General features: G+C 65.8%; 23 protein-coding genes. 14 read left to right on the top strand and 9 right to left on the bottom strand.

Features of this window, described 5'->3' with window-relative positions:
- Window positions 1-7: 7 nt before the first annotated feature.
- From KFK14_RS03330 to KFK14_RS03295, 8 genes are all read left to right on the top strand, one after another.
- The gene (locus KFK14_RS03330) at window positions 8-793 is read left to right on the top strand and encodes a helix-turn-helix domain-containing protein (protein WP_212609870.1); all 786 of its coding nucleotides are present in this window, start codon (window positions 8-10) and stop codon (window positions 791-793) included.
- Window positions 790-1,497, top strand: a complete 708-nt coding sequence (locus KFK14_RS03325) for a FadR/GntR family transcriptional regulator (RefSeq protein WP_212609869.1) — start codon at window positions 790-792, stop codon at window positions 1,495-1,497. The genes KFK14_RS03330 and KFK14_RS03325 overlap by 4 nt, the downstream gene beginning before the upstream one ends.
- Before the next feature lie 246 nt (window positions 1,498-1,743).
- Window positions 1,744-1,833 carry a K(+)-transporting ATPase subunit F gene (gene kdpF / locus KFK14_RS03320; protein ID WP_070156772.1) on the top strand — a complete coding sequence of 30 codons (90 nt, stop codon included), beginning with the start codon at window positions 1,744-1,746 and terminating at the stop codon, window positions 1,831-1,833.
- 9 nt (window positions 1,834-1,842) lie between these two features.
- On the top strand, window positions 1,843-3,546 hold the full coding sequence (kdpA, locus tag KFK14_RS03315) for a potassium-transporting ATPase subunit KdpA (protein ID WP_212609868.1): 1,704 nt from the start codon (window positions 1,843-1,845) through the stop codon (window positions 3,544-3,546).
- Window positions 3,547-3,558: 12 nt separating this feature from the next.
- Complete coding sequence (gene kdpB / locus KFK14_RS03310; RefSeq protein WP_212609867.1) at window positions 3,559-5,595, top strand: potassium-transporting ATPase subunit KdpB; 2,037 nt, start codon at window positions 3,559-3,561, stop codon at window positions 5,593-5,595.
- A gap of 11 nt (window positions 5,596-5,606) precedes the next feature.
- Window positions 5,607-6,191 carry a potassium-transporting ATPase subunit KdpC gene (gene kdpC, locus KFK14_RS03305; RefSeq protein WP_212609866.1) on the top strand — a complete coding sequence of 195 codons (585 nt, stop codon included), beginning with the start codon at window positions 5,607-5,609 and terminating at the stop codon, window positions 6,189-6,191.
- Between the two features lie 116 nt (window positions 6,192-6,307).
- A complete protein-coding gene (locus tag KFK14_RS03300) occupies window positions 6,308-8,860 on the top strand; it encodes a DUF4118 domain-containing protein (RefSeq protein ID WP_246525015.1) in 2,553 nt (850 codons plus the stop codon).
- A complete protein-coding gene (locus tag KFK14_RS03295; protein WP_212609864.1) occupies window positions 8,857-9,552 on the top strand; it encodes a response regulator in 696 nt (231 codons plus the stop codon). Before KFK14_RS03300 ends, KFK14_RS03295 begins: the two co-directional genes overlap by 4 nt.
- Before the next feature lie 30 nt (window positions 9,553-9,582).
- Here KFK14_RS03295 and KFK14_RS03290 read toward each other — a convergent pair whose 3' ends face one another.
- A complete protein-coding gene (locus tag KFK14_RS03290; protein ID WP_212611014.1) occupies window positions 9,583-9,984 on the bottom strand; it encodes a hypothetical protein in 402 nt (133 codons plus the stop codon).
- A gap of 103 nt (window positions 9,985-10,087) precedes the next feature.
- Between KFK14_RS03290 and KFK14_RS03285 the strand changes: the two genes are divergently transcribed.
- Window positions 10,088-11,527, top strand: a complete 1,440-nt coding sequence (locus tag KFK14_RS03285) for an FAD-binding oxidoreductase (protein WP_212609863.1) — start codon at window positions 10,088-10,090, stop codon at window positions 11,525-11,527.
- 78 nt (window positions 11,528-11,605) lie between these two features.
- Complete coding sequence (locus KFK14_RS03280; RefSeq protein WP_212609862.1) at window positions 11,606-12,145, top strand: hypothetical protein; 540 nt, start codon at window positions 11,606-11,608, stop codon at window positions 12,143-12,145.
- Between the two features lie 9 nt (window positions 12,146-12,154).
- Here the strand turns inward: KFK14_RS03280 and KFK14_RS03275 are convergent, their stop codons facing one another.
- The gene (locus KFK14_RS03275; RefSeq protein WP_212609861.1) at window positions 12,155-13,291 is read right to left on the bottom strand and encodes a 2OG-Fe(II) oxygenase family protein; all 1,137 of its coding nucleotides are present in this window, start codon (window positions 13,289-13,291) and stop codon (window positions 12,155-12,157) included.
- A gap of 168 nt (window positions 13,292-13,459) precedes the next feature.
- Between KFK14_RS03275 and KFK14_RS03270 the strand changes: the two genes are divergently transcribed.
- A complete protein-coding gene (locus tag KFK14_RS03270) occupies window positions 13,460-14,254 on the top strand; it encodes a Rossmann-fold NAD(P)-binding domain-containing protein (protein WP_212609860.1) in 795 nt (264 codons plus the stop codon).
- Here the strand turns inward: KFK14_RS03270 and KFK14_RS03265 are convergent.
- From KFK14_RS03265 to KFK14_RS03250, 4 genes are read right to left on the bottom strand one after another with little or no spacing between them, the layout of a single operon-like run.
- A complete protein-coding gene (locus KFK14_RS03265; protein WP_246524840.1) occupies window positions 14,249-15,172 on the bottom strand; it encodes a DMT family transporter in 924 nt (307 codons plus the stop codon). The two genes, KFK14_RS03270 and KFK14_RS03265, sit on opposite strands and share 6 nt — an antisense overlap.
- Window positions 15,169-16,170 carry a threonine aldolase family protein gene (locus KFK14_RS03260; RefSeq protein ID WP_212611013.1) on the bottom strand — a complete coding sequence of 334 codons (1,002 nt, stop codon included), beginning with the start codon at window positions 16,168-16,170 and terminating at the stop codon, window positions 15,169-15,171. The genes KFK14_RS03265 and KFK14_RS03260 overlap by 4 nt, the downstream gene beginning before the upstream one ends.
- A gap of 59 nt (window positions 16,171-16,229) precedes the next feature.
- The gene (locus tag KFK14_RS03255; RefSeq protein WP_212609858.1) at window positions 16,230-16,790 is read right to left on the bottom strand and encodes a peroxiredoxin; all 561 of its coding nucleotides are present in this window, start codon (window positions 16,788-16,790) and stop codon (window positions 16,230-16,232) included.
- A gap of 34 nt (window positions 16,791-16,824) precedes the next feature.
- Window positions 16,825-17,214: a VOC family protein gene (locus KFK14_RS03250; protein ID WP_070158175.1), complete on the bottom strand. Its 390-nt coding sequence runs from the start codon at window positions 17,212-17,214 to the stop codon at window positions 16,825-16,827.
- A gap of 91 nt (window positions 17,215-17,305) precedes the next feature.
- Between KFK14_RS03250 and KFK14_RS03245 the strand changes: the two genes are divergently transcribed.
- Window positions 17,306-17,920: a hypothetical protein gene (locus KFK14_RS03245; RefSeq protein ID WP_212609857.1), complete on the top strand. Its 615-nt coding sequence runs from the start codon at window positions 17,306-17,308 to the stop codon at window positions 17,918-17,920.
- Between the two features lie 176 nt (window positions 17,921-18,096).
- On the opposite strand, the gene KFK14_RS03240 is transcribed toward KFK14_RS03245, so the two are convergent.
- Window positions 18,097-18,234, bottom strand: coding sequence for a hypothetical protein (locus tag KFK14_RS03240; protein ID WP_171905947.1), 138 nt, complete (start codon window positions 18,232-18,234; stop codon window positions 18,097-18,099).
- 132 nt (window positions 18,235-18,366) lie between these two features.
- On the opposite strand from KFK14_RS03240, the gene KFK14_RS03235 reads away from it, so the two are divergent.
- Entirely contained in the window at window positions 18,367-20,091 is a 1,725-nt protein-coding gene (locus tag KFK14_RS03235; protein ID WP_212609856.1) for a tetratricopeptide repeat protein, read from the top strand.
- Between the two features lie 391 nt (window positions 20,092-20,482).
- On the opposite strand, the gene KFK14_RS03230 is transcribed toward KFK14_RS03235, so the two are convergent.
- Window positions 20,483-24,028, bottom strand: coding sequence for an autotransporter domain-containing protein (locus KFK14_RS03230; RefSeq protein WP_212609855.1), 3,546 nt, complete (start codon window positions 24,026-24,028; stop codon window positions 20,483-20,485).
- 119 nt (window positions 24,029-24,147) lie between these two features.
- On the bottom strand, window positions 24,148-24,951 hold the full coding sequence (locus KFK14_RS03225) for a SapC family protein (RefSeq protein ID WP_212609854.1): 804 nt from the start codon (window positions 24,949-24,951) through the stop codon (window positions 24,148-24,150).
- A gap of 209 nt (window positions 24,952-25,160) precedes the next feature.
- On the opposite strand from KFK14_RS03225, the gene KFK14_RS03220 reads away from it, so the two are divergent.
- On the top strand, window positions 25,161-25,859 hold the full coding sequence (locus tag KFK14_RS03220) for a GDSL-type esterase/lipase family protein (protein ID WP_212609853.1): 699 nt from the start codon (window positions 25,161-25,163) through the stop codon (window positions 25,857-25,859).
- The last annotated feature ends 13 nt before the right edge of the window (window positions 25,860-25,872 follow it).

The following is a 25,872-nucleotide window of genomic DNA, read 5'->3' as shown; positions in this document are numbered from 1 at the left end:
GAGAGCAATGGACGCAATCACTGTCATGGACAGGATAGACGTATCCCCGGAAATGATCAGCCTGATCGGATCAGGCTCTGTCGGCCCCGATATTCCTTGCGCTGACACCGTCGCGTTCCTCATCGCTTTTGGCGTCGCAGAAGCGCCTCCAACCCTCTGCTTCCATGCCCGCCCGGCCCGCAAAATTCTGGACGCGGATCTCGGTAATCGCTTGATCCTGATCGTAAAAAGCGATGCTTGCCTGCGCATATTGGGTCACCCGCTTTCGTTGCGCGACGGCGGCGCCTATCACCTTCCCGCACCTCTCAGGGCCATCGCATTCACCATTCGCGATTGCGGCTTGCCGGAGGGCGCGCGCACCCCCTACCGCCTTGCCAAAAGCATCGAACTGCTCTGCGACATATTGCGCGCCCATGCCGATGGCGCAGTGATCCCGGTGGGCGCGGACGGCGTCCTCACCCACGCCGACAGCCAGCGCGTGCTGGCCGCCCGCCGCCTGATCGACGAGCGCTGGTCCGAAAAGCTGACGCTCGACATGATCGCGCGCTCCTGCGGCCTCAACCGGGCGAAGCTGACGCGCGGATTTCGGGACATGTTCGACTGCAGCGTGGCGGACGCGATTTCCGACCAGCGGCTTGGCGAGGCCGGACAAATGCTCATAGCGACCGACCTGCCGGTTTCGTCGATCGGCTACAAATGCGGCTATCTCAACAATGCCAGCTTCACCCGCGCCTTCGCCCGGCGCTTCGGGCTTGCCCCGACGCAATATCGCGCGCACAGGCTGGCGGCATGAGCACCAGGCCAACCGATGCGGGCGGATCGCTCGTGCATCAGGCGGTGCAGGCGGTGCGCAGCCACATCCGCCTTCATGACATGAAGGTGGGCGATACCCTGCCCGGCGAGGGGCAGTTCGCCACTGAACTGGGCGTCAGCCGGGCGGTGATGCGGGAGGCGTTCGGCGCTCTGGCCGCGCTCAAGCTGATCGATGTCGGCAATGGCCGCCGCGCGCGGGTCGGCGCAATGGACGGGTCGGTCATCGGCGCGTCGCTCGATCACGCAGTCTCCACTGCGCAGATCAGCGTTGCGGAGGTTTGGGACGTGCGCCGCACGGTCGAGGTGCGCATCGCCGCCCTCGCGGCGGAGAAAAGGACCGATGCGCAGGCGGAGCGCATCCTCAGTCTGGCCGAGGCGATGGCTGGCGCAATGGATGACCAGCAACATATGATCCAATATGACATCGCCTTCCACGAGGCCATCGCACAGGCCGCAGGCAACGCGCTGTTCGCGCAGATCGTCCAGTCCTTCGCGCCGCTGATGGAGGTCGCCGTGCCGCAGGCGTGGCGCACCCGCACCAGTCAGGAGCAGAAGGACAATACGATAGAGCTGCACCGCGCGCTCGCCCGCGCGATCTTCGACGCTGATCCCGCCAAAGCCGCCGCCGCGATGGAGGCGCATTTCGTCACCTCCATCGGCGACATGCTGCGGGGCCAGGGGTAAGCCGGAGGCGACATCGCCCCTGTGATCGGGCCAAACGCCAAAATCATATGAAAACACTATGCGGATGGCCGCCCGCCAATCTCGCATTCAAATGACCGTCCCGCCTACATGACCCTCCGCGGCCGACCCCCCGGCCGATGGAGCATGACATGCAGGATCTGGTCTGGATCAGCGCCCTTCTGGGGCTGTTTATGGCGAGCTTCGCCTATCTTCGCCTCTGCGGCGACGCTTGAGGGAGGCGCGGCGATGACCCTCGACCTCTGGCTCGGCGCCATCACGGCCTCCGGGCTTCTCATCTACCTGACCCTGGCCCTGTTCCGGCCGGAACGCTTTTAGGAGGCCGGGATGACATTCCAGGGATTCCTGCTGATCGCCGCTTTCGTCGCGATCCTGCTGCTCATCACCAAGCCTGTCGGCCTTTGGCTTTTCGCGCTTTACGAAGGGCGGCGCACGCCATTGCACACAGTCCTCGGCCCGGTTGAGAACGGCTTCTACCGGCTTGCCGGGATCGACCCGGCGGCGGAACAGGGCTGGCGGCGCTATGCGATCCACATGATCGCCTTCAACGCGGTCCTGTTGCTGCTGATCTACGCCATATTGCGGCTGCAGGGCGTGCTGCCGTTCAACCCGCTGCACTATCCGGGCGTATCGCCGGACCTGGCGTTCAACACCGCGATCAGCTTCACCACCAACACCAACTGGCAGAGCTATGCCGGGGAATCGACCCTGTCGAACCTCAGCCAGATGCTGGGCCTGACCATCCACAATTTCATTTCCGCGGCGACCGGCATTGCGCTCGCCTTTGCGCTGTTCCGCGGCTTCGCCCGGCGCAGCGCAAAGACCATCGGCAACTTCTGGGCCGATGTGACACGCATCACCCTCTATCTGCTGCTGCCCGCCTGCATCCTCTATGCGCTATTCCTGATCGCCAATGGCGTGCCGCAGACGCTGGCCGGGTCGGTCGATGTCACCACGCTGGAGGGCGCGAAGCAGACGCTCGCCCTTGGCCCCGTCGCCTCTCAGGAGGCGATCAAGATGCTCGGCACCAATGGTGGCGGCTTCTTCAACGCCAACAGTGCGCACCCGTTCGAGAACCCCAATGCGCTTACGAATTTCGTGCAGATGCTGTCGATCTTCGCCATCGGCTTCGGCCTCACCTGGACCTTCGGCAAGGCGGTCGGCAACACGCGGCAGGGCTGGGCGATCCTCGCCGCCATGCTCGTCATCTTCCTCGCCGGCGTCACCGTCACCTATTGGCAGGAGGCGGCGGGCAATCCCGTGCTCCACGGCCTGGGCGTCGCCGGCGGCAATATGGAGGGGAAGGAGGTCCGGTTCGGCATCGCCGCCTCCGCCTTGTTCTCGGTCGTGACGACAGCGGCGTCCTGCGGCGCGGTCAACGCCATGCATGACAGCTTCACCGCGTTGGGCGGCATGATCCCGCTATTCAACATCCAGCTTGGCGAAGTCGTGGTCGGCGGCGTCGGGGCGGGCATATATGGCTTCCTGCTGTTCGCCATCCTCGCCGTGTTCGTCGCGGGCCTGATGGTCGGCCGCACCCCGGAATATGTCGGCAAGAAGATCGAGGCGCGGGAGGTGAAGCTCGCCATCCTGGCCATCGCCGTCCTGCCGCTGGTGATCCTGGGCCTCACGGCTGTCGCATCGGTCACGCAGGCGGGCCTTGCCGGGCCGCTCAACAAGGGACCGCACGGCTTTTCGGAAATACTCTATGCCTTCACCTCCGCCGTGGGCAATAACGGCTCGGCCTTTGCGGGCCTGACCGCCAACACGCCCTTCTACAACGGCCTGCTGGGCGTCGCGATGTGGGTCGGCCGCTTCTTCATCATCATTCCGATGCTGGCGATCGCGGGCAGCCTCGCCGCCAAAAGCTACACGCCGGAAACCGCCGGGTCATTCCCGACCACGGGCGCGCTGTGGACCGGACTGCTGGTCGGCATCGTGCTGATCGTCGGCGGCCTCACTTTCCTGCCCAGCCTCGCGCTCGGCCCAGTCGCCGATCATCTCGCGATGATCCGTGGCCAACTCTTTTGACGAGGGCATCCCATGTCTCGCTCTAACCAGCCATCCCTGTTCACGGCCGACCTGATCACCGCCGCGCTTGGCGATGCAGTCCGCAAGCTCAATCCGCGGCAGCTCATCCGCAATCCGGTGATGTTCACCACGGCGGTCGTCGCGCTGCTGCTGACCCTGCTGCTGTTCGCCGGGCAGGACAGCCTGGGCATCGCCTTCAAGCTGCAGCTTGTCATCTGGCTCTGGCTGACCGTGCTGTTCGGCACCTTTGCCGAGGCGCTCGCCGAAGGACGCGGCAAGGCGCAGGCGGCGTCCCTGCGCGCCACCAAGGCGGAGCTGACCGCCAAGCGGCTGAAGGGCGATGGCGACGCCTATGAGGAGGTTCCGGCGACCGCATTGAAGGTCGGCGACCTGCTGCTGGTCGAGACCGGCGACCTGATCCCGTCCGATGGCGAAGTGGTCTGGGGCGTCGCCTCCGTCAACGAAGCGGCGATCACCGGCGAGAGCGCGCCCGTCATCCGCGAGGCGGGCGGAGACCGGTCCGCCGTGACCGCAGGCACCCGCATCCTGTCCGACCGGATCAAGGTGCGCGTCACCGTCAATCCGGGCGAGGGCTTCCTCGACCGCATGATCGCGCTGGTCGAGGGCGCGGCGCGGCAAAAGACCCCGAACGAGATTGCGCTGACGATCCTGCTCGTCGGCCTCACCATCATCTTCCTGATCGCGGTCGCGACGATCCCCGCCTTCGCCAGCTATGCGGGCGGCGGCGTCCCCGTCGCGATCCTCGCCGCGCTGCTGATCACGCTGATCCCCACGACCATCGCCGCGCTGCTTTCCGCCATCGGCATTGCGGGCATGGACCGGCTGGTGCGGTTCAACGTGCTCGCCAAGTCGGGCAAGGCGGTCGAGGCGGCAGGCGACATTGACACGCTGCTGCTGGACAAGACCGGCACCATCACTGTCGGCGACCGTCAGGCCAGCATCTTCAGGCCGGTATCGGGCGCGACGCCGGAACATCTGGCCGAGGCCGCCCTGCTCGCCAGCCTTGCCGACGAAACGCCGGAGGGCCGGTCCATCGTCATCCTCGCCCGCGAAAAATATGGCGTCCGCGCGCAGGCGCTACCCGACAATGCGGAGGTGATCCCCTTCACCGCGCAGACCCGCATTTCCGGCGTCACCGTCAACGGATCGACGATCCAGAAAGGCGCGGTGGATTCGATCCTGAACGCCAATCCGGATCTTGCCGGAACGGCTGCGGCCACGGAGCTGCGCCGCGTTACCGACGAAATCGCGCGGGCGGGCGGCACGCCGCTGGCCGTCGCGAAGGATGGCCGCCTGCTGGGCGCGATCTTCCTGAAGGATGTCGTGAAGGCGGGCATACGCGAACGCTTTGGCGAGTTGCGGGCGATGGGCATCCGCACGGTGATGATCACCGGCGACAATCCGCTGACCGCCGCATCGATCGCCGCCGAGGCCGGGGTCGACGATTTTCTGGCCCAGGCGACGCCGGAGGACAAGCTGGAGCTGATCCGCAAGGAACAGACCGGCGGGCGGTTGGTGGCGATGTGCGGCGACGGCACCAATGACGCCCCCGCGCTGGCGCAGGCGGATGTCGGCGTCGCCATGAACACCGGCACGCAGGCGGCGCGCGAGGCAGGCAATATGGTCGATCTGGACAGCGACCCCACCAAGCTGATCGAGATTGTCGGTCTGGGCAAGCAATTGCTGATGACGCGCGGCGCGCTCACCACCTTCTCCGTATCGAACGACGTCGCCAAATATTTCGCGATCATCCCGGCGATGTTCGTCTCCATCTATCCGGGCCTTGGCGTGCTCAACGTCATGGGTCTCACCACGCCGCAATCGGCGATCCTGTCGGCGATCATCTTCAACGCGCTCATCATACCGCTGCTCGTGCCGCTGGCGCTGCGGGGCGTCACCTACCGGCCGATCGGCGCGGGTCCGCTGCTCGCCCGCAACCTCGCCATCTACGGCCTGGGCGGCCTGCTCGCCCCGTTCGCCGGCATCAAGCTGATCGACCTTGTGGTCGGCGGCCTCGGCCTCGCCTGAAGGATATTGCCATGACCAAGGATTTCATCACCGCTCTCCGCCCGGCGCTCGTCATGACCGCGCTGTTCGCGCTGCTGCTGGGTCTCGCCTACCCGCTGGCGCTGACCGGCATCGGACAGGCCATCTTTCCGACGCAAGCGAACGGCAGCCTGATCGAACAGGATGACCGGATCATCGGCTCGGCCATCGCCGGGCAGAATTTCACGAGCGACCGCTATTTCCATCCCCGCCCATCCGCCGCGGGCAAGGGCTATGACGGCCTCGCCTCCTCCGGCTCCAACCTCGGCCCCACCAGTCAGACCCTTGCCGACCGGGTGAAGGGCGATGTCGCCGCCCTGCGCGAACCAGGCCGTCCCGTTCCGTCCGACCTGGTGACTGCCTCCGCATCGGGGCTTGACCCTCATATCAGTCCCGATGCGGCTTTTTATCAGGCCGGCCGGGTTGCGCAGGCGCGCGGCCTGCCGCCGGAAACGGTGCGCGCGCTTGTCGAACAGAGCGTGGAGCGACCCCTGTTCGGCTTTATTGGCGAGCCGCGCATCCATGTTCTGAATCTCAATCGACGGCTCGACCGGATAGGCGCTAATAGGGGCCAGTGAACAGCGTCCCGGACCGCCCCGAACCCGAAGCCCTGCTGCGCCAGGCGAAGCAGGAGGGGCGCGGCCGCCTGAAGGTGTTCCTCGGCGCCGCGCCGGGCGTCGGCAAGACCTATGAGATGCTGCTGGACGGCAAGCAGCGAATCAAGGCCGGGGTCGATGTGGTGGTCGGCGTGGTGGAGGCGCATGGGCGGCATGAGACCGAGATGCTGCTCCACGGCTATGAAGTCATTCCCCGCCTCAGCATCGCGCATCAGGCCCATACCCTGCTGGAAATGGACATCGACGCCATATTGGCGCGCCGCCCCGCGCTGGTGCTGGTGGACGAGCTGGCCCACAGCAACGCGCCGGGCAGCCGCCATCCCAAACGCTATCAGGATGTCGAGGAGCTGCGCGATGCGGGCATCGACGTCTATTCGACGATCAACATCCAGCATATCGAGAGCCTGAACGATGTGGTCGCGTCCATCACCCGCGTACGGGTGCGCGAAACCGTGCCCGACTCCATATTGGAATCGGCGGAGATCGAGGTCGTCGATATCCCGCCGGACGAGCTGATCGAGCGCTTGAAGGACGGGAAGGTCTATATTCCGGCCGAGGCCAGCCGGGCGCTCAACCATTTCTTCTCCAAGTCCAACCTCACCGCCCTGCGCGAACTGGCGCTGCGCCGCGCGGCGCAGGCGGTGGATGCGCAGATGCTGGACTATGCGCGGGCGCATGCGCTGGCCGGGAATTTCGCGGCGGGCGAGCGCGTCATCGTCGCCGTCAGCGAACAGCCCAGCGCGCCCGGCCTCGTCCGCGCCGCCAAGCGGCTGGCCGACGCCCTGCGCGCGCCATGGACCGCCGTGCATATCGAAACGCAGAGGAGCCTTCAGCTTGGCGACGCCGACCGGCAGAGGCTGTCGGACGCGCTCGCCCTCGCCTCGCGCCTCGGCGCGGCGACCGCCAGCGTCCCGGCGACCAGCGTGGTCGAGGGGTTGCGCAGCTTCGCCGCTGACGCCCGCGCGACGCAGATCGTCATCGGCAAGTCCGCCCGTCCCTGGTGGTTCGAACTGCGCCATGGGTCAGTCGTGGACCGGCTGGTGCGTGGCGTTGACGACATTGCCGTGCATGTCCTGCCCGGCGAAGGCGAGAAGCCGCAGGCGGCCCCCGGACATCGCGACGCGCGGCGCGATCCCGTCGCCCTGTCAGACTATGGCTGGACGCTGCTGTCCATCGCCGCCTGCACGGCGCTCGGCCGGTTGCTGGTGGAATTTATCGCCATCGGCAATATCGCGCTGCTGTTCCTGATCCCGGTGATGTTCGCCGCGGCGAGCTATGGCCTTGGCATCGGCCTGTTCGCCGCCGTGGCCTCCTCGCTCGCCTATAATTTTTTCTTCCTGCCGCCGACCGGCACGCTGACCGTCAGCAACCCCGAAAATATCATCAGCATATTCGTGCTGCTGGGGGTGGCGTTCGTGACCAGCCAGTTCGCCTCCCGCGTCCGGGCGCAGGCCAATCTCGCCCAGGCGAGCGCGCGGCAGAATGCGGCCCTCGCCGGTTTCTCCCGCCAACTGACCGCAACCTCCAGTCAGGAGGAGCTGATGCACATGATCTGCGCGGAGGTCGCCCGGCTGTTCAACCTGCGCACGCTGCTGATGCTCCCCTCGCGCGATGGTCCGGTCCTGCGCGCCGCCTATCCCCCGGAGGACCGGGTGGGCGAGATCGAACGGGCGGCAGCGCAATGGGCGATGGACAATCAGCAGCCTGCCGGGCGCGGATCGTCCACGCTTGCCGCGTCGGAATGGCTGTTCCACCCTCTGCAGACCAGCCGGGGCGTGCTGGCGGTGCTGGGCCTCGCCCGCGACGATGCGGGCGAACCGCTGCGGCCGGATCAGGCGCCGCTGCTCATGAGCCTGCTGGATCAGGCGTCCATCGCCTTCGACCGGATGGCTCTGGAGGAAGGGATGCAGGACGCGCGGCAGCTTCGCGAACGCGACCGGCTGCGCTCTGCGCTGCTGTCCTCAGTCAGCCACGATCTGCGCACGCCCCTGACCGCCATCGCGGCGGCCGTGCAGGAATATCGGGCGCATCCCGACGCGCAGCTTGTCGACGCCATCGATGTGGAGGCGCAGCGGCTGAACCGCTTCGTCGCCAACCTGCTGGACATGGCGCGGGTGGAATCCGGCGCGCTGGCGCTAAAGACCGAGGCGACCGACCTGACCGACGCGGTGGCCGCCGCCGTTCATGACACCCGCCGCATTCTGGCCGGCCACGCCATCGACCTGCAGCTTCCCGCCGACCTTCCCCTCGTCCGGGTCGACCCGCGCCTGTTCCACCACTGCCTCATCAACCTGCTCGACAATGCCGGGCGCTATGCCGACCCCGGCACGCCGGTCACGATCCGGGGCAGGAGGACCATCGACGGCATAGACCTGTCGATCATCGATCAGGGTCCGGGCATCCCGGACGGCAAGCAGGACGAGATATTCGACACCTTCACGCGCATCGACGGATCGGACCGGTCGAAGGGCGGGACGGGTCTTGGCCTCGCCATCGTCAAGGGGTTTGCCGAAGCCATGGGCCTTACCGTCAAGGCGGCGAACAATAGTGATCCGCTGGGCGCGATATTCACTATCCATCTGCCGGCGGATGCGATCATCAGCGGCATCGATGTGGAGGATATCGCATGACGTTACGCCACAAGGTGCTGGTCATTGATGACGAGCCGCATATCCGCAGGCTTCTCCACACCGCCCTGACGCGCGGAGACTATGCCATTGCCGAGGCTGCGGACGGAAAGGAGGCGCTGGCCAAACTGGGCAGCGAGAATCCGGACGTCACGCTGCTCGACCTTGGCCTGCCGGACCGCGACGGGCTGGAGCTTGTGCCCCTGATCAAGAAACAGTCGCAGACGACGCTGATCGTCATATCAGCGCGCGAGGCGACGGAGGAGAAGGTCGCTGCGCTTGATCTTGGCGCAGACGATTATCTGACCAAGCCGTTCGATACCGATGAACTACTCGCCCGCATCCGGGTCGCCATGCGCAACCGCATGACCAAGGATGGCGGCGTTTCCAGCATCAGGGCCGGAGACGTCGAAATCGACCTGATGATGCGGCAGGTGCGCAAGGGTGGCGAGGAAGTCCATCTGACGCCCAAGGAATATAGCGTGCTGGCGCAACTGGCGCAGTTCCCCGGCCGGGTGATCACGCACAAGCAGATCATGAACACGGTATGGCCACGCGAACTGGAGCATCATGTCGAATATCTGCGCGTGCTGGTGAAGGGCCTGCGCCAGAAGCTGGAGACAGAGCCGCAGCATCCGCAGATCATCGTCAATGAACTGGGCGTAGGATACCGGTTGCGGCCGAACAGCGATTAGGCTGGACAGCGCTTAGCCGGAAAGGGGCGATTATTCGTCGTCGGCGACCAGCCGGCGGAACGTGTCAATCTCGCACTCCGTGCCGCCCCGCGCCTGGATCATGTCGCGGCCGGAGCAGAGCGATCCGTCCCTGGTCGCCTCAACATAGAAGCCCGACCAGAAGTCCACGGCCCGGCACCCGCGCTCCAGACGCGCCCGATAGCGCTCGCCGTTGATCAGCGTCATGTCGATGCTGTTCTTCGCCGTGACGGACGCGCCGCGGATCGACCGGATGGCGAGGCATTTGGGGCCTTTTTTCTCCTGCCATTCGACGGGCGACTCCACCTGCGCAGAGCGTTGCCGGGCGAGAGGCACACGGATGATGACCCGCTGCTCAATCGTCACCTGCGCAAGCTGGACAGGCCCCGACGCGGACGCCGGGGCAAGCAGCATGGACAGAAAAATGACGGATGAATGCAAAACCAACCCCTCTGGGGACAAGGGCATTAGCGCCTGCCTGTTGAACAGTCGATGAATTCCGGCGCATAAGGCCGGGATGATCGACACCGAAACCCTGCAGAAGTTCCGCGATATTCTTGGCCCGAAGGGCTTTACCGATGATCCGGACGATATCGCGCCATGGACGAGCGACTGGCGGGGCCGTTATCACGGCACGGCGGCAGCCATCCTGTCGCCCGCGTCCACGCAGGAGGTTTCGCAGGTGCTGGCGCTGGCCAATAGGCTGGGCGTGGCGGTCGTGCCGCAGGGCGGGAACACCTCCATGGTCGGCGGCGCGACGCCCCCGATGGACGGCAGCGCGCTGATCCTTTCCCTGCGCCGCATGAACCAGATCCGGTCGCTATCAGCGAAGGACAATCTGGCGGTGTGCGAGGCGGGCGTGATCCTCTCGACGCTCCACGATGCGGCGGCGGACGCGGGACGCCGTTTTCCCCTGAGCCTTGGGGCCAAGGGATCGGCGACCATTGGCGGCCTGATCTCCACTAACGCCGGGGGTACACAGGTGCTGCGCCACGGCACCATGCGCGCGCTGGTGGACGGGATCGAGGCGGTGCTGCCCGACGGGAGCATCTATGAGGGGCTGGATGCGCTCAAGAAGGACAATCGCGGATATGACCTGAAGCAATTGCTGATCGGTGCGGAAGGAACGATCGGCATCGTCACCGCCGCTTCCCTGCGGCTGGTGCCCGCCATCGCCGACCGGGCGGTGGGCTGGGTCGGCGTCGAGACGCCGGAGGACGCGCTGGCGCTGCTGCGCATGCTGGAAAGCCGGCTGGGCGGCATGGTCGAGGGGTTTGAGATCATCGCGGACGATGGCCTGGGCCATGTCCTTTCCCACATCCCGTCCACGCGCAGTCCCATCGAAACGCGCACGCCCTGGCATGTTCTGATCGAGGTCGATCTGGATGAGCAGACCGAGCCGAGCGCCGCCGAGCGGCTGGAGGGCGCGTTAGCGGAAGCCTTCGAGGCGGGGCTGGCCAAGGACGCCGCCGTCGCCGCCAGCGAGGCGCAGGCGGAAGCCTTCTGGAAGATCCGCGAATCCTTGTCGGAAGCGGAACGGGCGCAGGGTCCGGCGCTGCAATATGACGTCAGCGTGCCGGTGGCGCGCATGCCCGCCTTCATGACGCAGGCGGCGGCGGCGGCGCAGCAGGCGTTCCCCGGCACCACGGCCTCCTCCTTCGGCCATCTGGGCGACGGCAATGTCCATTTTCATGTCCGGGCGCCAAAGGGCACCAGCGACGGCCCCGCCTGGATCGCGGCCGATGGCGGGCGGATCAATGCGTTCGTCCATGACGCGGTGGTCGCTGCGGGCGGGTCGATCTCCGCCGAACATGGCATCGGGCAGATGAAGCGGACCGAACTCGCGCGGCTGGCCAGCCCTGCGCGGATCGCCACCCTGCGGGCGATCAAGGCCGCCTTCGACCCCAGGGGGATCATGAATCCGGGCAAGCTGGTGCCCCTGGACGGCGAAGGCTGACTTATGCAGCTTTCCATTGCCACGGCCGGGCAAGCTGATAGCGTAACGACGTCCGCGACTGTGCGGTAAGGAGAGGCGATGAAGCATTACGCCCTTGCAGCCCTGTTACTGGTCTGCGCTTGTTCATCCGGGGACGAGGCCCAGAATATGGCGGACAACGCGCAGGACAACGCCGCCGACGGGAACGCCGCGGCTGTGCCGGAGGACTTTTCCATCCATTGCAAGGGCGCGATTACCGAGGTGATGAGCTCCAGCGGCGGCTCCGCCACGAAAGAGGAAGGTCCGGGAACAGATGTCACCTATCGCTGGGACCGGCCGGAAAAGATGCTCTATCTGGAAAAGGTCGGGACCGCCGAAGCCCCCTATTGCGAGGCGGGCGCGAAGGGCTGCTCCGTCGAGATCGACGAGAAGCATATCCTGGCGCAGAAGCAGAGCGAGACCAGCGGCGACGCGGATGGCGCCCTGATCGCCCGGACGGAGCGGGTGGAGATCGACCTGACGACCCTGACGGGCAACAGCGTCGTCCGCACCAGCAGCGGCGCGCTTCAGGCGGACAAGACGCCGGCCATCGCCAAAAAGACGGTCAATGCGCCGCTGAATTGCGAACGGTTGTTCTGATGTGAAGGCTCAGGCCGCCCTTGCGGGCGTGTCCGTGACTGACGCTACGACCTGCTCCCGCAGGATCGGGTCCTGCAGATGCTGCGCATTGGCCAGGCGGATCGCTGCCCCCGCCTCATCATAGAGGAAGGGCAGCACGCAATAGCGCTGACCGCTGACGATGGGCGTCGCCTCATGCAGCAATGAGCAGGAAAAGACGATCGCGCCGCCAGTCGGCGCGCGATAGGTCCGCATGCCGAATTCGGGGAAACGCAGGTCGCCGCCCTCATAATCCTCCGCATTCAGGTTTATGGTGACAGCGAAGCGGCGATGGGCGGTGCCGAGCGTCGTATTATCCTTGTGCGGGCGGAAATAGCCGCCGGTCTGCGCGTCGTAGCAGGCGACGATATAGCGCTCCATGCGCGTCACCTTGAACTGGAACGCCCGCTCGATCTGCGGCGCGAGGCGGCGGATCACCCGCGCCTGGATGGCGTCGCGAAGCCCGGCATCCTCTATGTTGCAATCGCTCCGCCGCTTATGGCCGTGATCGACGACCATCATCGTCTCGCCGGTCGCGGGATCGGTTTTCATATAGCCGCTGTCCTGCGTGCCTGTCTCCCGCGCATAGGCGATCAGGCGGCGGCAAAGCTCCGGCTCGAACAGATTGGGCACGCGCAGTACCGGGGCGCAGCCGTCCATATCGGCGGCGGGAGAAGCAAGGCCGGACAGGCGTTCGGTAATCTGCGCCAGATGGGTGGACGCATCATCCACCGGAATCACATCCAGCACGCGCAGGCCGGGATCGAGTATCCAGGTCATCAGCGACAGGCGATCCACGCCATTCCCCGCGTCCTGCGCGCAACCGAACAGGCGGGCGAGTTCGCGGTCATGATCGCGCACCACGCGAATACCGGGATAGCGGTCGCACAGCGAAGGTTCGGCCTGATCGGCGGGATCGCAGGTGATGACGAAACAACATGCGTTGAGGTCGTCGAACGGATCGGCGCTGGCATAGAGTTGCCGCAGCATGTCGACGACGCCGGGCACGCGCAGGCCGCCCACAAACATCATCACGACATGGCGGCCAGCCACGCTGTCGAGCGCATAGCGCGGATTGGCATCCGTGCGGAGGTAAAGGGACGGGATCGGATCGCCGGGGCCGAGCATGGATCGTGGCTATCGGGTCATGGTAAAAAAGGGGTTAATCCGGCGGGCCACGCTGCAAGACCTTGTTCGATTTTGATTGATCAAAATCGCGGTCTTTTCCTTTGTTTGAGCGTGATTTCCGGGCCGTGAAATGTTCCATTTCCCTCGAAATCACCTTAGGGGGATGGCATGGCGCATATGCTAATCCTTGGAATGGGCTATACCGGCGAACGGCTTGCCGCGCGGCTGCGCACAGAGGGCTGGCGGGTCAGCGGCGCGCGGCGGACGGGCGGCGACGGCGTGATCAGCTTTGATGATCAGGCCGGCATCAGACAGGCGATCGCAACGGCCACGCACATCCTGTCGAGCGTGCCGCCGGGCGAGGATGGCGATCCGGTGCTGGCGGCCTATGGCGCGGACATTCGGGCGAGCGGTGCGCTCTGGACCGGTTATCTTTCCTCCACCGGCGTCTATGGCGATACCGGCGGGGCCTGGGTCGATGAGAGCGCGGCCATTGGCGGCGGGCGGCGCAGCGCACGGGCGAAGGCGGACGCGGCGTGGTCCGCATTGCGCCCGGACGTCAGGATATTCCGCCTGCCCGGCATATATGGTCCCGGCCGGTCGGCGCTGGACCGGGTGCGCGAGGGGCAAGCGCGGCGGATCGATGTGCCCGGCCAGATATTCAGCCGGGTGCATGTGGACGATATTGTGTCCGGGGTGATCGCGGGCTTTGAGGGGCCGCCGGGCGCGTATAATCTGGCGGACGACCTGCCCTGCCCCCAGAACCGGATCATCGAGGCGGCGAGCGCGATGCTGGGTGTCGCGCCCCCGCCCCTGCAGACATTGGAGGAAGCCGCCCTGTCGCCGCAGGCGCGCGCTTTCTATTCGGAGAACCGGCGCGTCGCTAACGGGAAGGCGAAAAGGGCGCTCGGCTGGACACCGCTTTACCCGACTTTCGCGGAAGGGCTTGCCGCCTGCCTATGAAGCGGTCTTGGCGCGCATCGCGACGACCATGCCCAGCAAGGCCAGCGCCGCCCCGGCAAGCGCGAGGGGAGACCAGCGATACCCCTCAAACAGCGTCGAGAGCAGCATGGCGATGATCGGGATCAGCACGCTGCTATAGGCCGCGCGCCCTGCGCCGAGACGCTGGATCAGCCGGTAATAGAGCGGGAATGTCACCACCGATCCGGCAATGGCCAGATACAGCACCCCGGCCAGATAGGTGGGCCGCGTGTCGATCACCGGCGGGCCATGCAGCGCCCAGGCGACCACCGCATCGGCCAATCCGCCCAGCAGCATCCCCCATGCCAGGGTGGAGGCCATCGGCAGGCGGCGGGCGATGCCGCTGCCCTGCATGACGTTCGCCACCGACGCCGCCAGCGTGCCGCCGATGCCCAGCGCCATGCCCAGCAGGACCTGATCCGGCGCGACGCCGGACATGCGATATTCATGCAGGAACAGCAGCGCGATGCCGCAGATCGCGATGAACGACCCAAGGATGAAGGGGCGGCTGACCGCTTCCCGGAAGGCGACCCAGCTCAACAGGCTGTTGGGCACCAGCAACAGGGCGTAGAGCATGGCCACCAGCCCGGAGGTCAGGTGCATCTCCGCCCGGTAGACGAGGTTGAAGTTCAGCACGAACTGCATGACGCCAAGGAAGGCCGCGAAGGCCATGCCGGGCCAGCCGAGCCACAGCGGCACGCGTCGGATGCGCGCGAGCAGGAACATCGCCGCCGCCGCGATCAGGAAACGGTATGTGACCGACCAGCTTGCCGGAACGTCGCTCACCTGATCGCGGATGACCAGCCAGGTCGAACCCCAGATGAAGGTGACGATCGTAAAGGGGACCAGCACCTTCGCATCGAAGAAATGCGCGCCGCCGCCGGGCCGTGCGTCCGTCACAGCGCGGCGATGGCGTCGGCCAGCGGTTGCACATCCTCCGCTTTGTGATGCCATGCGGTCACGAGCCGGGCCGCGCCCTCCCCCCAATCGTAGAAATCATAGCCCAGCGCCCGCAGGCTGGCCGCCTCCGCCGCTGTCACCCGGATGAAGATTTCATTGGCCTGCACCGGATGGAGGCAGCGATCGCCAGCGGCGTCCGCGACCCGCTTTGCGGCGGCATTGGCGGCCGCGCCATTCTTCAGCCACAGATCGTCCGCGATCAGGGCAAGGAGCTGGGCGGCGAGGTAGCGCCCCTTGGACAGTAGATGCCCCGCGCGCTTGCGCCGCCGTTTCGCCTGATCGACAAGGCCGGGCCGGAAATAGACCAGCGCCTCCGCCGACATGCCGCCATTCTTGGTGAAGCCGAAGGACAGCGCATCGACCCCCGCCCGCCAGGTGAGATCGGCGGGAGAGCAGCCAAGCGACGCCACCGCATTGGCGAAGCGCGCGCCGTCCATGTGGAAACCGATATTCCGTTCGCGGCACAGATCGCCCAGCGCCGCGACCTCTGCGGGCGTGTAGACCAGGCCATATTCGGTCGCATTGGTGATCGTCAGCGCATGGGCCTGCACCTGATGCACATCGTCCCGGATGGTGGCCAGTTTCGCCCGCAACATGTCCGGCGCGACCTTCGCGCCTTCGCCCGGCACAGTCATCAGCTTCGCGCCGTGGGTGAAGAATTCCGGCGCACCGGCCTCGTCCATCTCGACATGCGCCTCCTCATGACACAGCACGCCGCCAAAGGGCGGGCATAATGTCGCGAGCGCCAGGCAATTGGCGGCGGTCCCGGTCGGCACCCAGATGGCGGATACCTCCGTTTCGAACAGCGCGGAGAAGGCCGCGTCCAGCCGCCCGCTCCATGCGTCGCCATCATAGGCGGTGTCGAGCGTGTCGGCCGCCATGATGGCCGTCATTACGGCCGGGGAAACGGGGGCGGCGTTATCGGAGAAGAAGCGCATGGATGATGGAGATGCGGCCCCATCACCCATGCGTCAACGGCCAATCCCGAAGGACTGGACTATTTCGCGGACTTCATCGCCTGCACCGCCGCCAGCGTGTTCTTCACATGGTCGGCATAGTTCATCTCGCTATGGACATAGGCGATGCGGCCGCTGGGCGCGATGACATAGGAGGTGCGGTTGGTGAGGCCGGCGGGCATGTTCGGCATATTGGGCATGGGCGGCAGCGCGACGTCATAGCCGGAAACGACCGAAGGCCCGGCGGATGCGACGGCGAATTTGTTGGCGCAATCCTGCTTGGAGAAGTCGGCGAGCTTCGCCACCGGATCGGCGGACATGCCGATCACCTCCGCCCCCGCCTTCTTGAACTCGTCAATATGTTCAGCGAATTCGCGCGCCTCGGCCGAGCATCCCTTGGTGAAGGCGGCGGGGAAGAAATAGAGGACGACCGGTCCCTTCTTCAATTCCGTCGAGAGGCGGATCGGGATGACCTTCCCGGCCAGCGCGCCGCGCGTGGCGAAGTCGGGCGCCTTTGCGCCGACGGCGAGCGCGGCGTTGGCGGGGGAGGATGCGAGGGCAAGGGCAGCGGCGGCGGCGGCCGCAAGGTGGAGGCTTTTCATGGGGGGTGTCCTCTGTTCAGGGTTGGGGGGAGTATCAGGATTGCGGGTTGGGGGGTTCCCACAATTCTATGGCGTTTCCTTCGGGGTCGTGGATGCGGGCGAAGCGGCCGGTATCGGGATGATCCCATTCCGCCTTGGTGATGATCGCAATGCCGGCGGCGCGCAAGTCCGCAAGCAGGCCGTCCAGATCGCTGACCCGCAGGTTGATCATGAACGCCTTGTCCGCCGCGAAATACTCCGTGGTCGCGGCGAAGGGCTGAAACACCATCGGCCCGCCCTGCACCATCCAGACCCATTCATTGGCCTGCGCCGCCGGGTCCGACACGCACCCCGCGCCGACGCCCAGATGCGCCTTGTACCAGGCGGACAGGGCGTCCGGGTCGTTCGCGCGAAAGAATAGTCCACCCATCCCAAGAACCGGCATGGCCATTTCCTTTTCGACATCCTACTGTCCCTCTATCATGCGAACAGAGGATGGTCATCGGGAACCGCATCATGATCCTTCGGGTTCCCGAATGATGCGCCTATTCCCCCTCGCCCTTATGCTTGCCCTCGCCGCGTGCGGGCAGCAGGACCGGTCGAACACATCGGATTCGCTGAGCACCGCGATACCCGCGAGCGAGGACAATGCCGGTAATGCGGCCATTGCCGACGACGGCAATGCGTCGAACGCGCTGGACAAGGAAGATAGCGGCTATACCGGCGGCGGTGGCGGCGGATATGCCGGCGGCGCGGCCGGAGCCGGTTCCGCAGGCGCGGCAAAGCCGGGCGCGGCGCAGTCCCGCCCCGCGCGCCCTTCACAGACGGCCGTAACTGCGCGGGACATATTGCCGCCGGGATTTCGCGGTTACTGGGCCGGGCTGAACGAGGATTGCGGCAATCAGCGGTCGGACCTGCGCCTGGTCGTTCTGCCCAAGGAACTGCGCTTCTACGAAAGCGTGGGTAAGGTCACGGCGGTCGAACAGGCCGGGCCGCTGGCCGTGATGGTCGGCGCCAATTTCGAGGGCGAGGGGCAGAACTGGTTCCGCTGGCAGAAATTCACCTTGTCCGCCGATGAGAAGCGGCTGACCGTCACATACCAGAATAATGCCGTCATACGGAAACGCTGCCCCGGAACCGGCGCTTTCTAAAAGCGTGGCCATCGGCCGGAAACGGCCCGGCGATCGCGGGTCGGCGATCGCGGAAATGCGACAACAAACGCGACGGTGTCCGCCATTTTTGCGAAACGCGAGATTTCGATCAATATATTGATATATAAGTATTATCTGATTTTTGGAATCCAACGAAGTCGAAGGTTCCAACAGCTTTAGTCAGGTTGCGACTGCTGCTCCGCCGCCTTCTTGCGATAATGGCGCGCGGCCACCGCCGCCCCCAATATCATCCCGCCGGGGACCAGAAGCATGACGGCCACCCACCCGGCCTTGCGAAGATTTTCCTTTGACATGTTGGTAACCATAATCGGCAGAACTGAACATCAGGTTTCCAACCGGCCGATTTTTCGCGAAATAGTGGACGGGGCGCGGAGATTTCTTCTACACCCCTGCCAGTCCCATTCCATCCTGTTCGCGAGATCGTGATGCACCGTCGCCGTCTGGTATCGATTGCCGTCCTGGCCGTGGCGTCGCCGCTGATCAGCTCCGCGAAAGCGCCAACGCCATCGGCGCCGGGCATGATGCGGCTGGACCCCGCTAGCCTGATGGCGACGGCGTGCGGGTTCCTGGCGCCCGCGGGGGAGGCTTCACCGGCTGGCGCGGGCGCGTTTCCCATGCCGCTGATCCCCGGACTGGCGCCGATCCATTATCCCATCGCCACGGCGTCGGCCGAAGCGCAACAATATTTCGATCAGGGCATGGCCCTGCTCTACGGATTTGAGTTCGCTAAGGCGGAGCGCAGCTTCAAGGCGGGCCTGTCCCGCGACGCCAATTGCGCCATGTGCATGTGGGGGGAGGCGCTGGCCATCGGTCCCTATCTCAACAGCGGCCCGTCCGGCGACCAGAGGATCGCGGCTGCGCGGGCGCTGACGGACCGGGCACTGACCGCATCCGCCGCCAATGAAAAGGAGCATGCGCTGATTTCCGCGCTCGCCGTCCGCTATGCGCCGGGCGGGCCGAACCGGGAGAAGGGCGTCCACGCCATCGCCTTTGCCGACGCGATGCGCGACGTGTCGGAACGCTATCCCGACGACGACATGATCATGGTTCTGGCGGCGGAGGCCGCCATGAATGTGCAGCCATGGAATTACTGGAAAGAAGATGGCCTGACGCCGCTGCCCTGGGCGGCGCGCGCGATCGCGCTGGTCGAGCGGGTGCTGGCGCGCAACCCCGACCAGCCCGAAGCGCAGCATCTCTACATCCACCTGACCGAAGCGTCGCACACGCCCGGCCGGGCGGAGGCGGCGGCCGACCGGCTGCTGAACGAAGCCCCGGCGTCCGCGCATCTGGTCCATATGCCCAGCCACACCTATTACCGCATCGGCCGCTTTGACGATGCGATCAGCGCCAATGAGCGGGCGGTCGATGTCGATGAGGCCATGGCCCGGACATTGCGCGAGGACCCGAAATTTTACGGCTATTTCGTGCATCACAACCATTTCCTGACATCGGCCGCAGAGCAGATCAGCGACCGGACGGTCGCGCTGCGCTCCGCCGCCAATCTGGAAGCGGCGATCTCCCCCGATCAGGCGGCGAAATCCGCCTATATCGAGGCGCGGTTCATCACTGCGTTGCAGGCGCGGGCGCAATTCGCCGGAGACCTGGCCGCGTTGATGGCGATGCCCGCGCCGGACGCGCGCCTGAAAACGGCTGGACAGGTGTGGCGGGCCTTGCGCGCGGAGAGCCTGGCCCGCGCTGGCCGGACGGCGGACGCCAAGCGTGAGATCGCCGCCATGCGTCAGGCGCGCAAGGGCGCGAAGATCGACCGGGAGCTGCAACCGCTGATCACGCTTGCCGAAACCATCGCGCTCTCGCGGATAGCGGAAAGCGCCGGAGACGGCAGGCGCGCCATCGCCCTGCTGCAGAAGGCCGAGCGGATCGAAACCAGCTTCGATTATAACGAGCCGCCGCTATGGCATCAGCCGGTCGGCCTGGCGCTGGGCGGGCTGTTGTTGCGGCGGGGCGACGTGAAGGGCGCGAACGCCGCCTTTGACCGGGCGCTGGCGCGGCGGCCCGGCAATGGCTGGGCGATGTGGGGCAAGGCGCAGGCGCTGGCGGCGGCGGGCGACGCCGAGGCGAGCCGGGCTTTGCTGGAGAAGCAGCGGAAGGCGTGGCGGGGAACGGAAGCGCCGACGCTGGCGCGGCTTTGAGATAGGCCATCTGGAAGCGGCTCATAAGATAGTCCGTTCACCCTGAGCGAAGTCGAAGGGTTGAAACGAGTCACGCGCCTCTTTTCAACTGAGCCGCGGGCGAAGCCACTTCGCCTTCGGCTCAGTGAAGGGCTTCGACTTCGCTCAGCCTGAACGGAATGAGTTACTGTGCGGGATGCCTCGGATGTCCCAAGATATACCCCAAAGCACCACGTGCTCCTGCGCAGGCAGGAGCCCAGTTCGGACGGCGGGACTGGACTCCTGCTTTCGCAGGAGCACGCTGTATTGAGATAATCTGTTCGGGCCGAGCCTGTCGAAGCCCGACCCTTACTTCACAGAAAAGGACAGCCCTTCGACAGGCTCAGAGCGAACGTATTTTTGGGCTGGCGGGTCAGAAGCCCACCCGGATCCCCACGTTGAAGGCCGCGCCCTGCTGGCCGCCGCCGGTCGAGTAGAAGCCGCGGGCGAAGGCCGCCGTCTTGTTGCCGATCTCCGCGGCGAGGCCGGCGCCGAATGTCCAGAAGGCGTCGGGGTCGGAACCCTGCAGGCGGAAGATCGTCGTGGGATCGGCGATGAAGGCCATGTCGCGGCTGCCGCCGACGCCGCCGTGCAGCGTGTAGGATACGGACGCTTCCGGATGCAGCGTCGCACCGCTGCTTTCCATATTGCCGACTAGCCGTGCGCCGACCTCCGGGCTGAAATAGGTGTGCGAACGCTTTTCGACGATCAGGCCGATGCCGCCCGCGCCGGTCTCCGTAAAGCCGTCGAAGCTGTAGTGGCGGACGTCGCCGCGCAGGAAGGGTGCGATGTCCATGCCGCCCAGGTCGAACACATGGCTGATCTCACCCAGGATGCGCAGTTCGGTGCTGTCGAACTTTGCCTGCCCCGTGCGGCCGAGCAGCGGCATGGGCCGGGATACGGTCCAGTCGCTCCAGCCATAGACGACCTGTAGCCCCATGTTCATCGCGCCGACCGGTCCCTGCGCGAAGCCGCCGACCATATAGGTGTTGGCGTCGGCCCGTTCCGGCGTGCGGCGGGCGTTGATGTCGATGTCGCCATAGCCGAAGCCAAGGCCCAGGCTGACGCCGCCCGCCGTGGTGGTGCCGAGGCCGACCGAGCCGCCATAATTCTGCGTCCGGGTCGCCGACGCGCCATAGGGGACGTTGCGGCCGTAGCGGACGAAATTGCCGTTGGGGCTGAGCCAGATGTTGAGGCCGCCCTTGCCCATCGCGCGCGGCAGGTAGCGGGTGAAGTCGCCGAACGGATCGGTCGTGCGGATCGCAGCGATGGAGCCGTAGAACTCACCGCTCGCCAGTTCCTGCATCGCTTCGGCGATCTGATCCTCGTCAAGCTGCGCGTCGAGGGCGTTCAGCACATCAGCCATGTCCTGAAGATTGGAGACTGCCGCTGCATTGGCGGGGTTGCCGGTGAAGGCCGGGTCTTCCAGACGGGCGAACACGGTCGGCAGGATGGCGTCCAGCGCATGGCCGACCGCCACGACATTCAGGTCGGCTGCGTCGGTGGCGTAGGATTGGCGCTGCACCTCCACCGAGACGATCGTGCGTCCGGGCGCGCCGGCGCGCTCGCGGAAGATCAGGTCGAGGAAGGGCGAGTTGACGCCATTGGCGATCGCATCGGCCGTCACCCCGACAGTACCCGACACATCGAACAGGTCGGCGCGCGTGCCCGCGATGAAGCGGCCGTTGCTGCCCGTCACCACATTCACCGTGCCGGCGAGCGAGAGATTGCCGTCAACCGTGATGAAGCTGGGCGAGGAATAGACTATGCCGGGCGTGATCGCGGGAACGACCTGCGCCAGCGCGACGCCGCCCGAAGTGCCGGAGGTCTGCACGACCGGGGTGACGCCCATGACCAAAGTGCCGGAGGCAGACTGGGCGAAGTTGCCGCGGACATAGGCGCTGATGCCGTCCACCGTGGCGATGCCGTTGGCGTTGGCGGATTGCAGGCGGCCGACGACCAGCGTCGCGCCATTGGAGACATTGCCGCGAATGCCGAACAGGTTCGACCCGCCATTGACGTCGAGCTGCACGGCGCCCTGATTGATCGCGAAATTGCCGACATCCATCGTCCAGGTCGGCGTGCCGCCCGGAACAAAGGCCGCGCCGTTGATGACGAAGGTTCCCGTGCCGGTCTTTGCCACTGTGTCGACGCCCAGGATGCGCGATCCGGCGGTCAGGAAGCTGGCCCCAGACAGCGTGGAGGCGACGTCCGTTGTGTTCAGCAGCGGATCGGTTGCGGCGAAGGGCGCGAGCGCGGCGGCGCTTTCCTGCCGCCGGGCGCTGTCGGCGTTGGACAGGCCGAGATAGCCGTTGCCGTTGAGGTTCAGCGTGGTCTGGGTATAGCGCGCGCCGGTCGCGGCGTCATGTTCGGCCGAGACGTTGCCGACCGTCACCGACCCCGCGTTCAGGTTCAGTGTCGCGACGATGGTGTTGCTGATCAGCGGGCCGCCATTGGGGATCAGCGCGCTATCGACGCCATAGCTCGACCCTTCGATCGCGCCGCGCACGAGGATGGCGTTGCCGCCGTCCGCGCCGCCGACGAAGCCGTTCTGGGCGAAGCTATAGGTCTGCACCAGCGGCGTCGCGCCCAGCGCGGTTATGACATTGTCCACCGCCGTATAATGCTGCGCCGAGGAGCCGAGATAGACGCCGCCGCGGATCACGCCGCTGTTCGTCGCCGTGCCCTGCGTCGCGGTCATCGTAGCATTGCCGCCAACCAGGCCGCTGTTGACGAAGGAGGCCGGGGCAGCGGTCTTTACATAGACTTCCGTCGTCTGGTCGACCTGCGTTGGCGGGTTGTTGGTGCCCGTGCTCTGGATCACGCGGCTGTAGGTGCCGCCCAGCGCATACACGGCGACGTCGCCATAGATGGTGCCGCTGTTGGTCGCCGTGGATTGCGTGGCGCTGTCGACATAGACTTCCACCGGCGCATCATAATAGCCACCGGTCAGCGTCGCGCTGGCCCCGCCGACGATGCCCGCATTGGTGAAGGTCGAGGGACCGCCGACGGCGCGGGCGAAATAGTTGCTGGTCGCGCTGCCCGTGCCGGACGGGTCGGATGTAGCGCTCTGCGTGATGTCGTACATGTCGGCGCTGAGGCCATCGAGGCCGATCGTGCCGCCAAGGCCGGGATCGGTGAGGACGCGGCTGCCCGCGCTGATCGACACGGACGATCCGGCGCGGCCCATCGCATAAATGTCGCCGGAAACGACGGCGGGGGTCTGCGCGGCGGTCATCGCGGCGGACGACTGGATAACGATGGAGGCCGTGCCGCCCGTGATGGTGTAGGTGGAAACGCTGCCGTTCGTGCCGCGGCTGATGGCGGAGACGCCTTCGCGCGCTTCGCCGGTCAGGGTGACGCTGCTGTCGCCGAGCGCGGAGCGAAGGTCGACGTCGCGCGTCACGATGCCGTCGATCGCGGCGCTGACGGCGCCCTGGCCGGACAGGTCGATACGGCCGCTGACCGTTCCCGCATTCTGGAAGGAGGTCGCGCCGCCGACGCTGTCCACCAGCACGTCGCCGAAAATCTCCGCGCCGGTGCTGTTGATGCCGGTAAAGCTGTTCGTCGCCGTGGCGGTATCGCCGGTGTAGCGGAAATCGACGGGATTGACGTTAGTGCCGACAATGCCGCCATTGGTGAAGGTGACCGCGCCGGTATAGGCCGGGCCGACGATGATCGCGCCGGGGCCGTCATCGACGACGGTAGAGCCAGCCGACAGCACGAGCGAGACATTGGGAGGGGTGATGGAGCCGACGGCCGTGTTCACGCTGGACGCGGTGTTGCCGGCGGCGGTGCAGGTGACGGTGTTGGGATCGGTCGCGCAAGCGGCCTCGGCAATGGAGGGATGGGCGAGGGCGAAAACAACCGCGCCACTCATGATGCCCGTCGACAGCCGGACCTTGTTGCGGTTCATCATATAACTCCACCCCTATTGAAAAGTCTGTGTTGGGCGATTGCGGCTAATGCCCGACCCTTAAGATTCCGCGACCAGGCCGTTTGCGATTTGTGAACGGGTTCGCCAGCCCGCCACGGATATCAGGCGACATTCGCGATCCTGACCGCCGATCTCAGCGCCCTGGCGATGCGCGCGGGCCTCCGCCCGCGCCGCTTTCCGTAGAGCGTTTCCATAAGGTCCAGCGACTTCAGATGGTCGTGAATCCATTGCAATGTCCCGTCATGCGCCATGTCGCGCAGGCGGGCGGGCGCAAGGTCGAGCAACCGCGCGCCATCGACGATCCGGAACCCCGCATAGGCGGGCGCATGCGCCAGCATTTCCGTGCGGATATCGAGCGCCGCATCCTTGAGCAGATCAAGCTCCATCAGATGCCTGACCAGATTTTCGGTCCGGGCGGCGGCGGCCTCAAAAGTGTGGCAGAAGGCGATGATCCGGGACAGGGCCGGGCTGGGGCCGCCGTCAGCGAACAGGGGATAACCGCCCTTGCCCCCTGCCCGGACGACGCCGGATGACGGATCGAAGCACAGGATGAGTTCCCCGTCCCCCGGCCTGTGCGCCAGGAGCCAAGGGTAACGGCGGACATAGGCGGGGACGTAAAGACCGCGCGGGAAGGCCCCGGTCTGCGCATCGACAAAGCGGTTCTCGCCAGTGTCGAGGCCCATCACCGCAATCGGAACCGGCCTGTCGCCGGAGGAGAACACGACCGGATAGAAGCGGCCGGCCGGCGCAAATTCCTCCCCCAGCAGGGGCACGACATTCTGCCGCGAAAGGTCGGCCGGGCGCCTGACCGGTTCAAACCGGAACCCGTCATGCACGACGCTGTCCAGAGCCGCGAGCTGATTATAGAATAGCGGCAGGCTGACGGTATCGACGATCGACTGCATCGGCATATCCCCCTCGGACCCCCGACTGTCCCGCAGGCACTATGTACCGATTTGGGACAATTGGGAACATATAGGGGAAATTCAGGATGCGATAGAGTCGAATGCGAAAGGGAAATATCCATGCTGGGCCGATAAATCCCCTGCCTTTAAATCCCATGCCTTTCCGCCCGTTATCGTGCTATGACCACGATGTCGGACGGGGCACAGGCATGAGATATTTTCTGACCGCGATGATGCTGGCGATACCGGCCGCAGCCATTGGCGGCGTTCCGGCGGCGGACGGCTTTGCGCGCTTCGCGCCGGAGATCGAGGCATTTTCGCGCCAGCAGGCCGCGGGACGGGCGGCGGACGACGATGCGCTGTTCGTCGGCAGTTCCAGCATCCGCCTGTGGAATGTCGCGCGCAGCTTCCCCGACATCGATGCGGTCAATCGCGGCTTTGGCGGCGCGACGACGCCCGATGTCCTGCACTATTATCCCCAGGTGATCGCCGGGTGCCAGCCGGAGAGCGTTATCGTCTATGTCGGCGAAAATGACATCGCCGCAGGAAGAAGCCCCGATCTGGTGGCGGCCGATGTGCTGACCTTGCTGGGCAAGATCCGGACGGACTTCCCGCACGCCCGCATCGCCTATCTTTCCATGAAGCATAGTCCTTTGCGCGAGGATCTGTGGGCCAGGATGGCGGCGGTGAACGCAATGGTGAAGGCGCGGGCGATGACCGGCAAGAGCTTCGACTTCCTCGACGTCAGCAAGTCACTGCTGACCAACGACGGCCTGCCCGACAAGCAGTTCTACACGGTTGACGGCCTACACATGAATGCGCTCGGCTATGCGCGATGGACGGCGATCGTCGACGCCTATCTGGACGCCGCCCATTCGCCAGTTACGGGGAAGCTGGCTTCTTCCTGATGATTTACAGGTC

The sequence above is a fragment of the Sphingobium phenoxybenzoativorans genome (assembly GCF_018286635.1).
In the GTDB taxonomy this organism is placed as follows: Bacteria; Pseudomonadota; Alphaproteobacteria; order Sphingomonadales; family Sphingomonadaceae; genus Sphingobium; species Sphingobium phenoxybenzoativorans.
The sequence above is the reverse complement of the archived record's forward strand: the minus strand, read 5'-3'. Positions and strand labels throughout refer to the sequence as shown.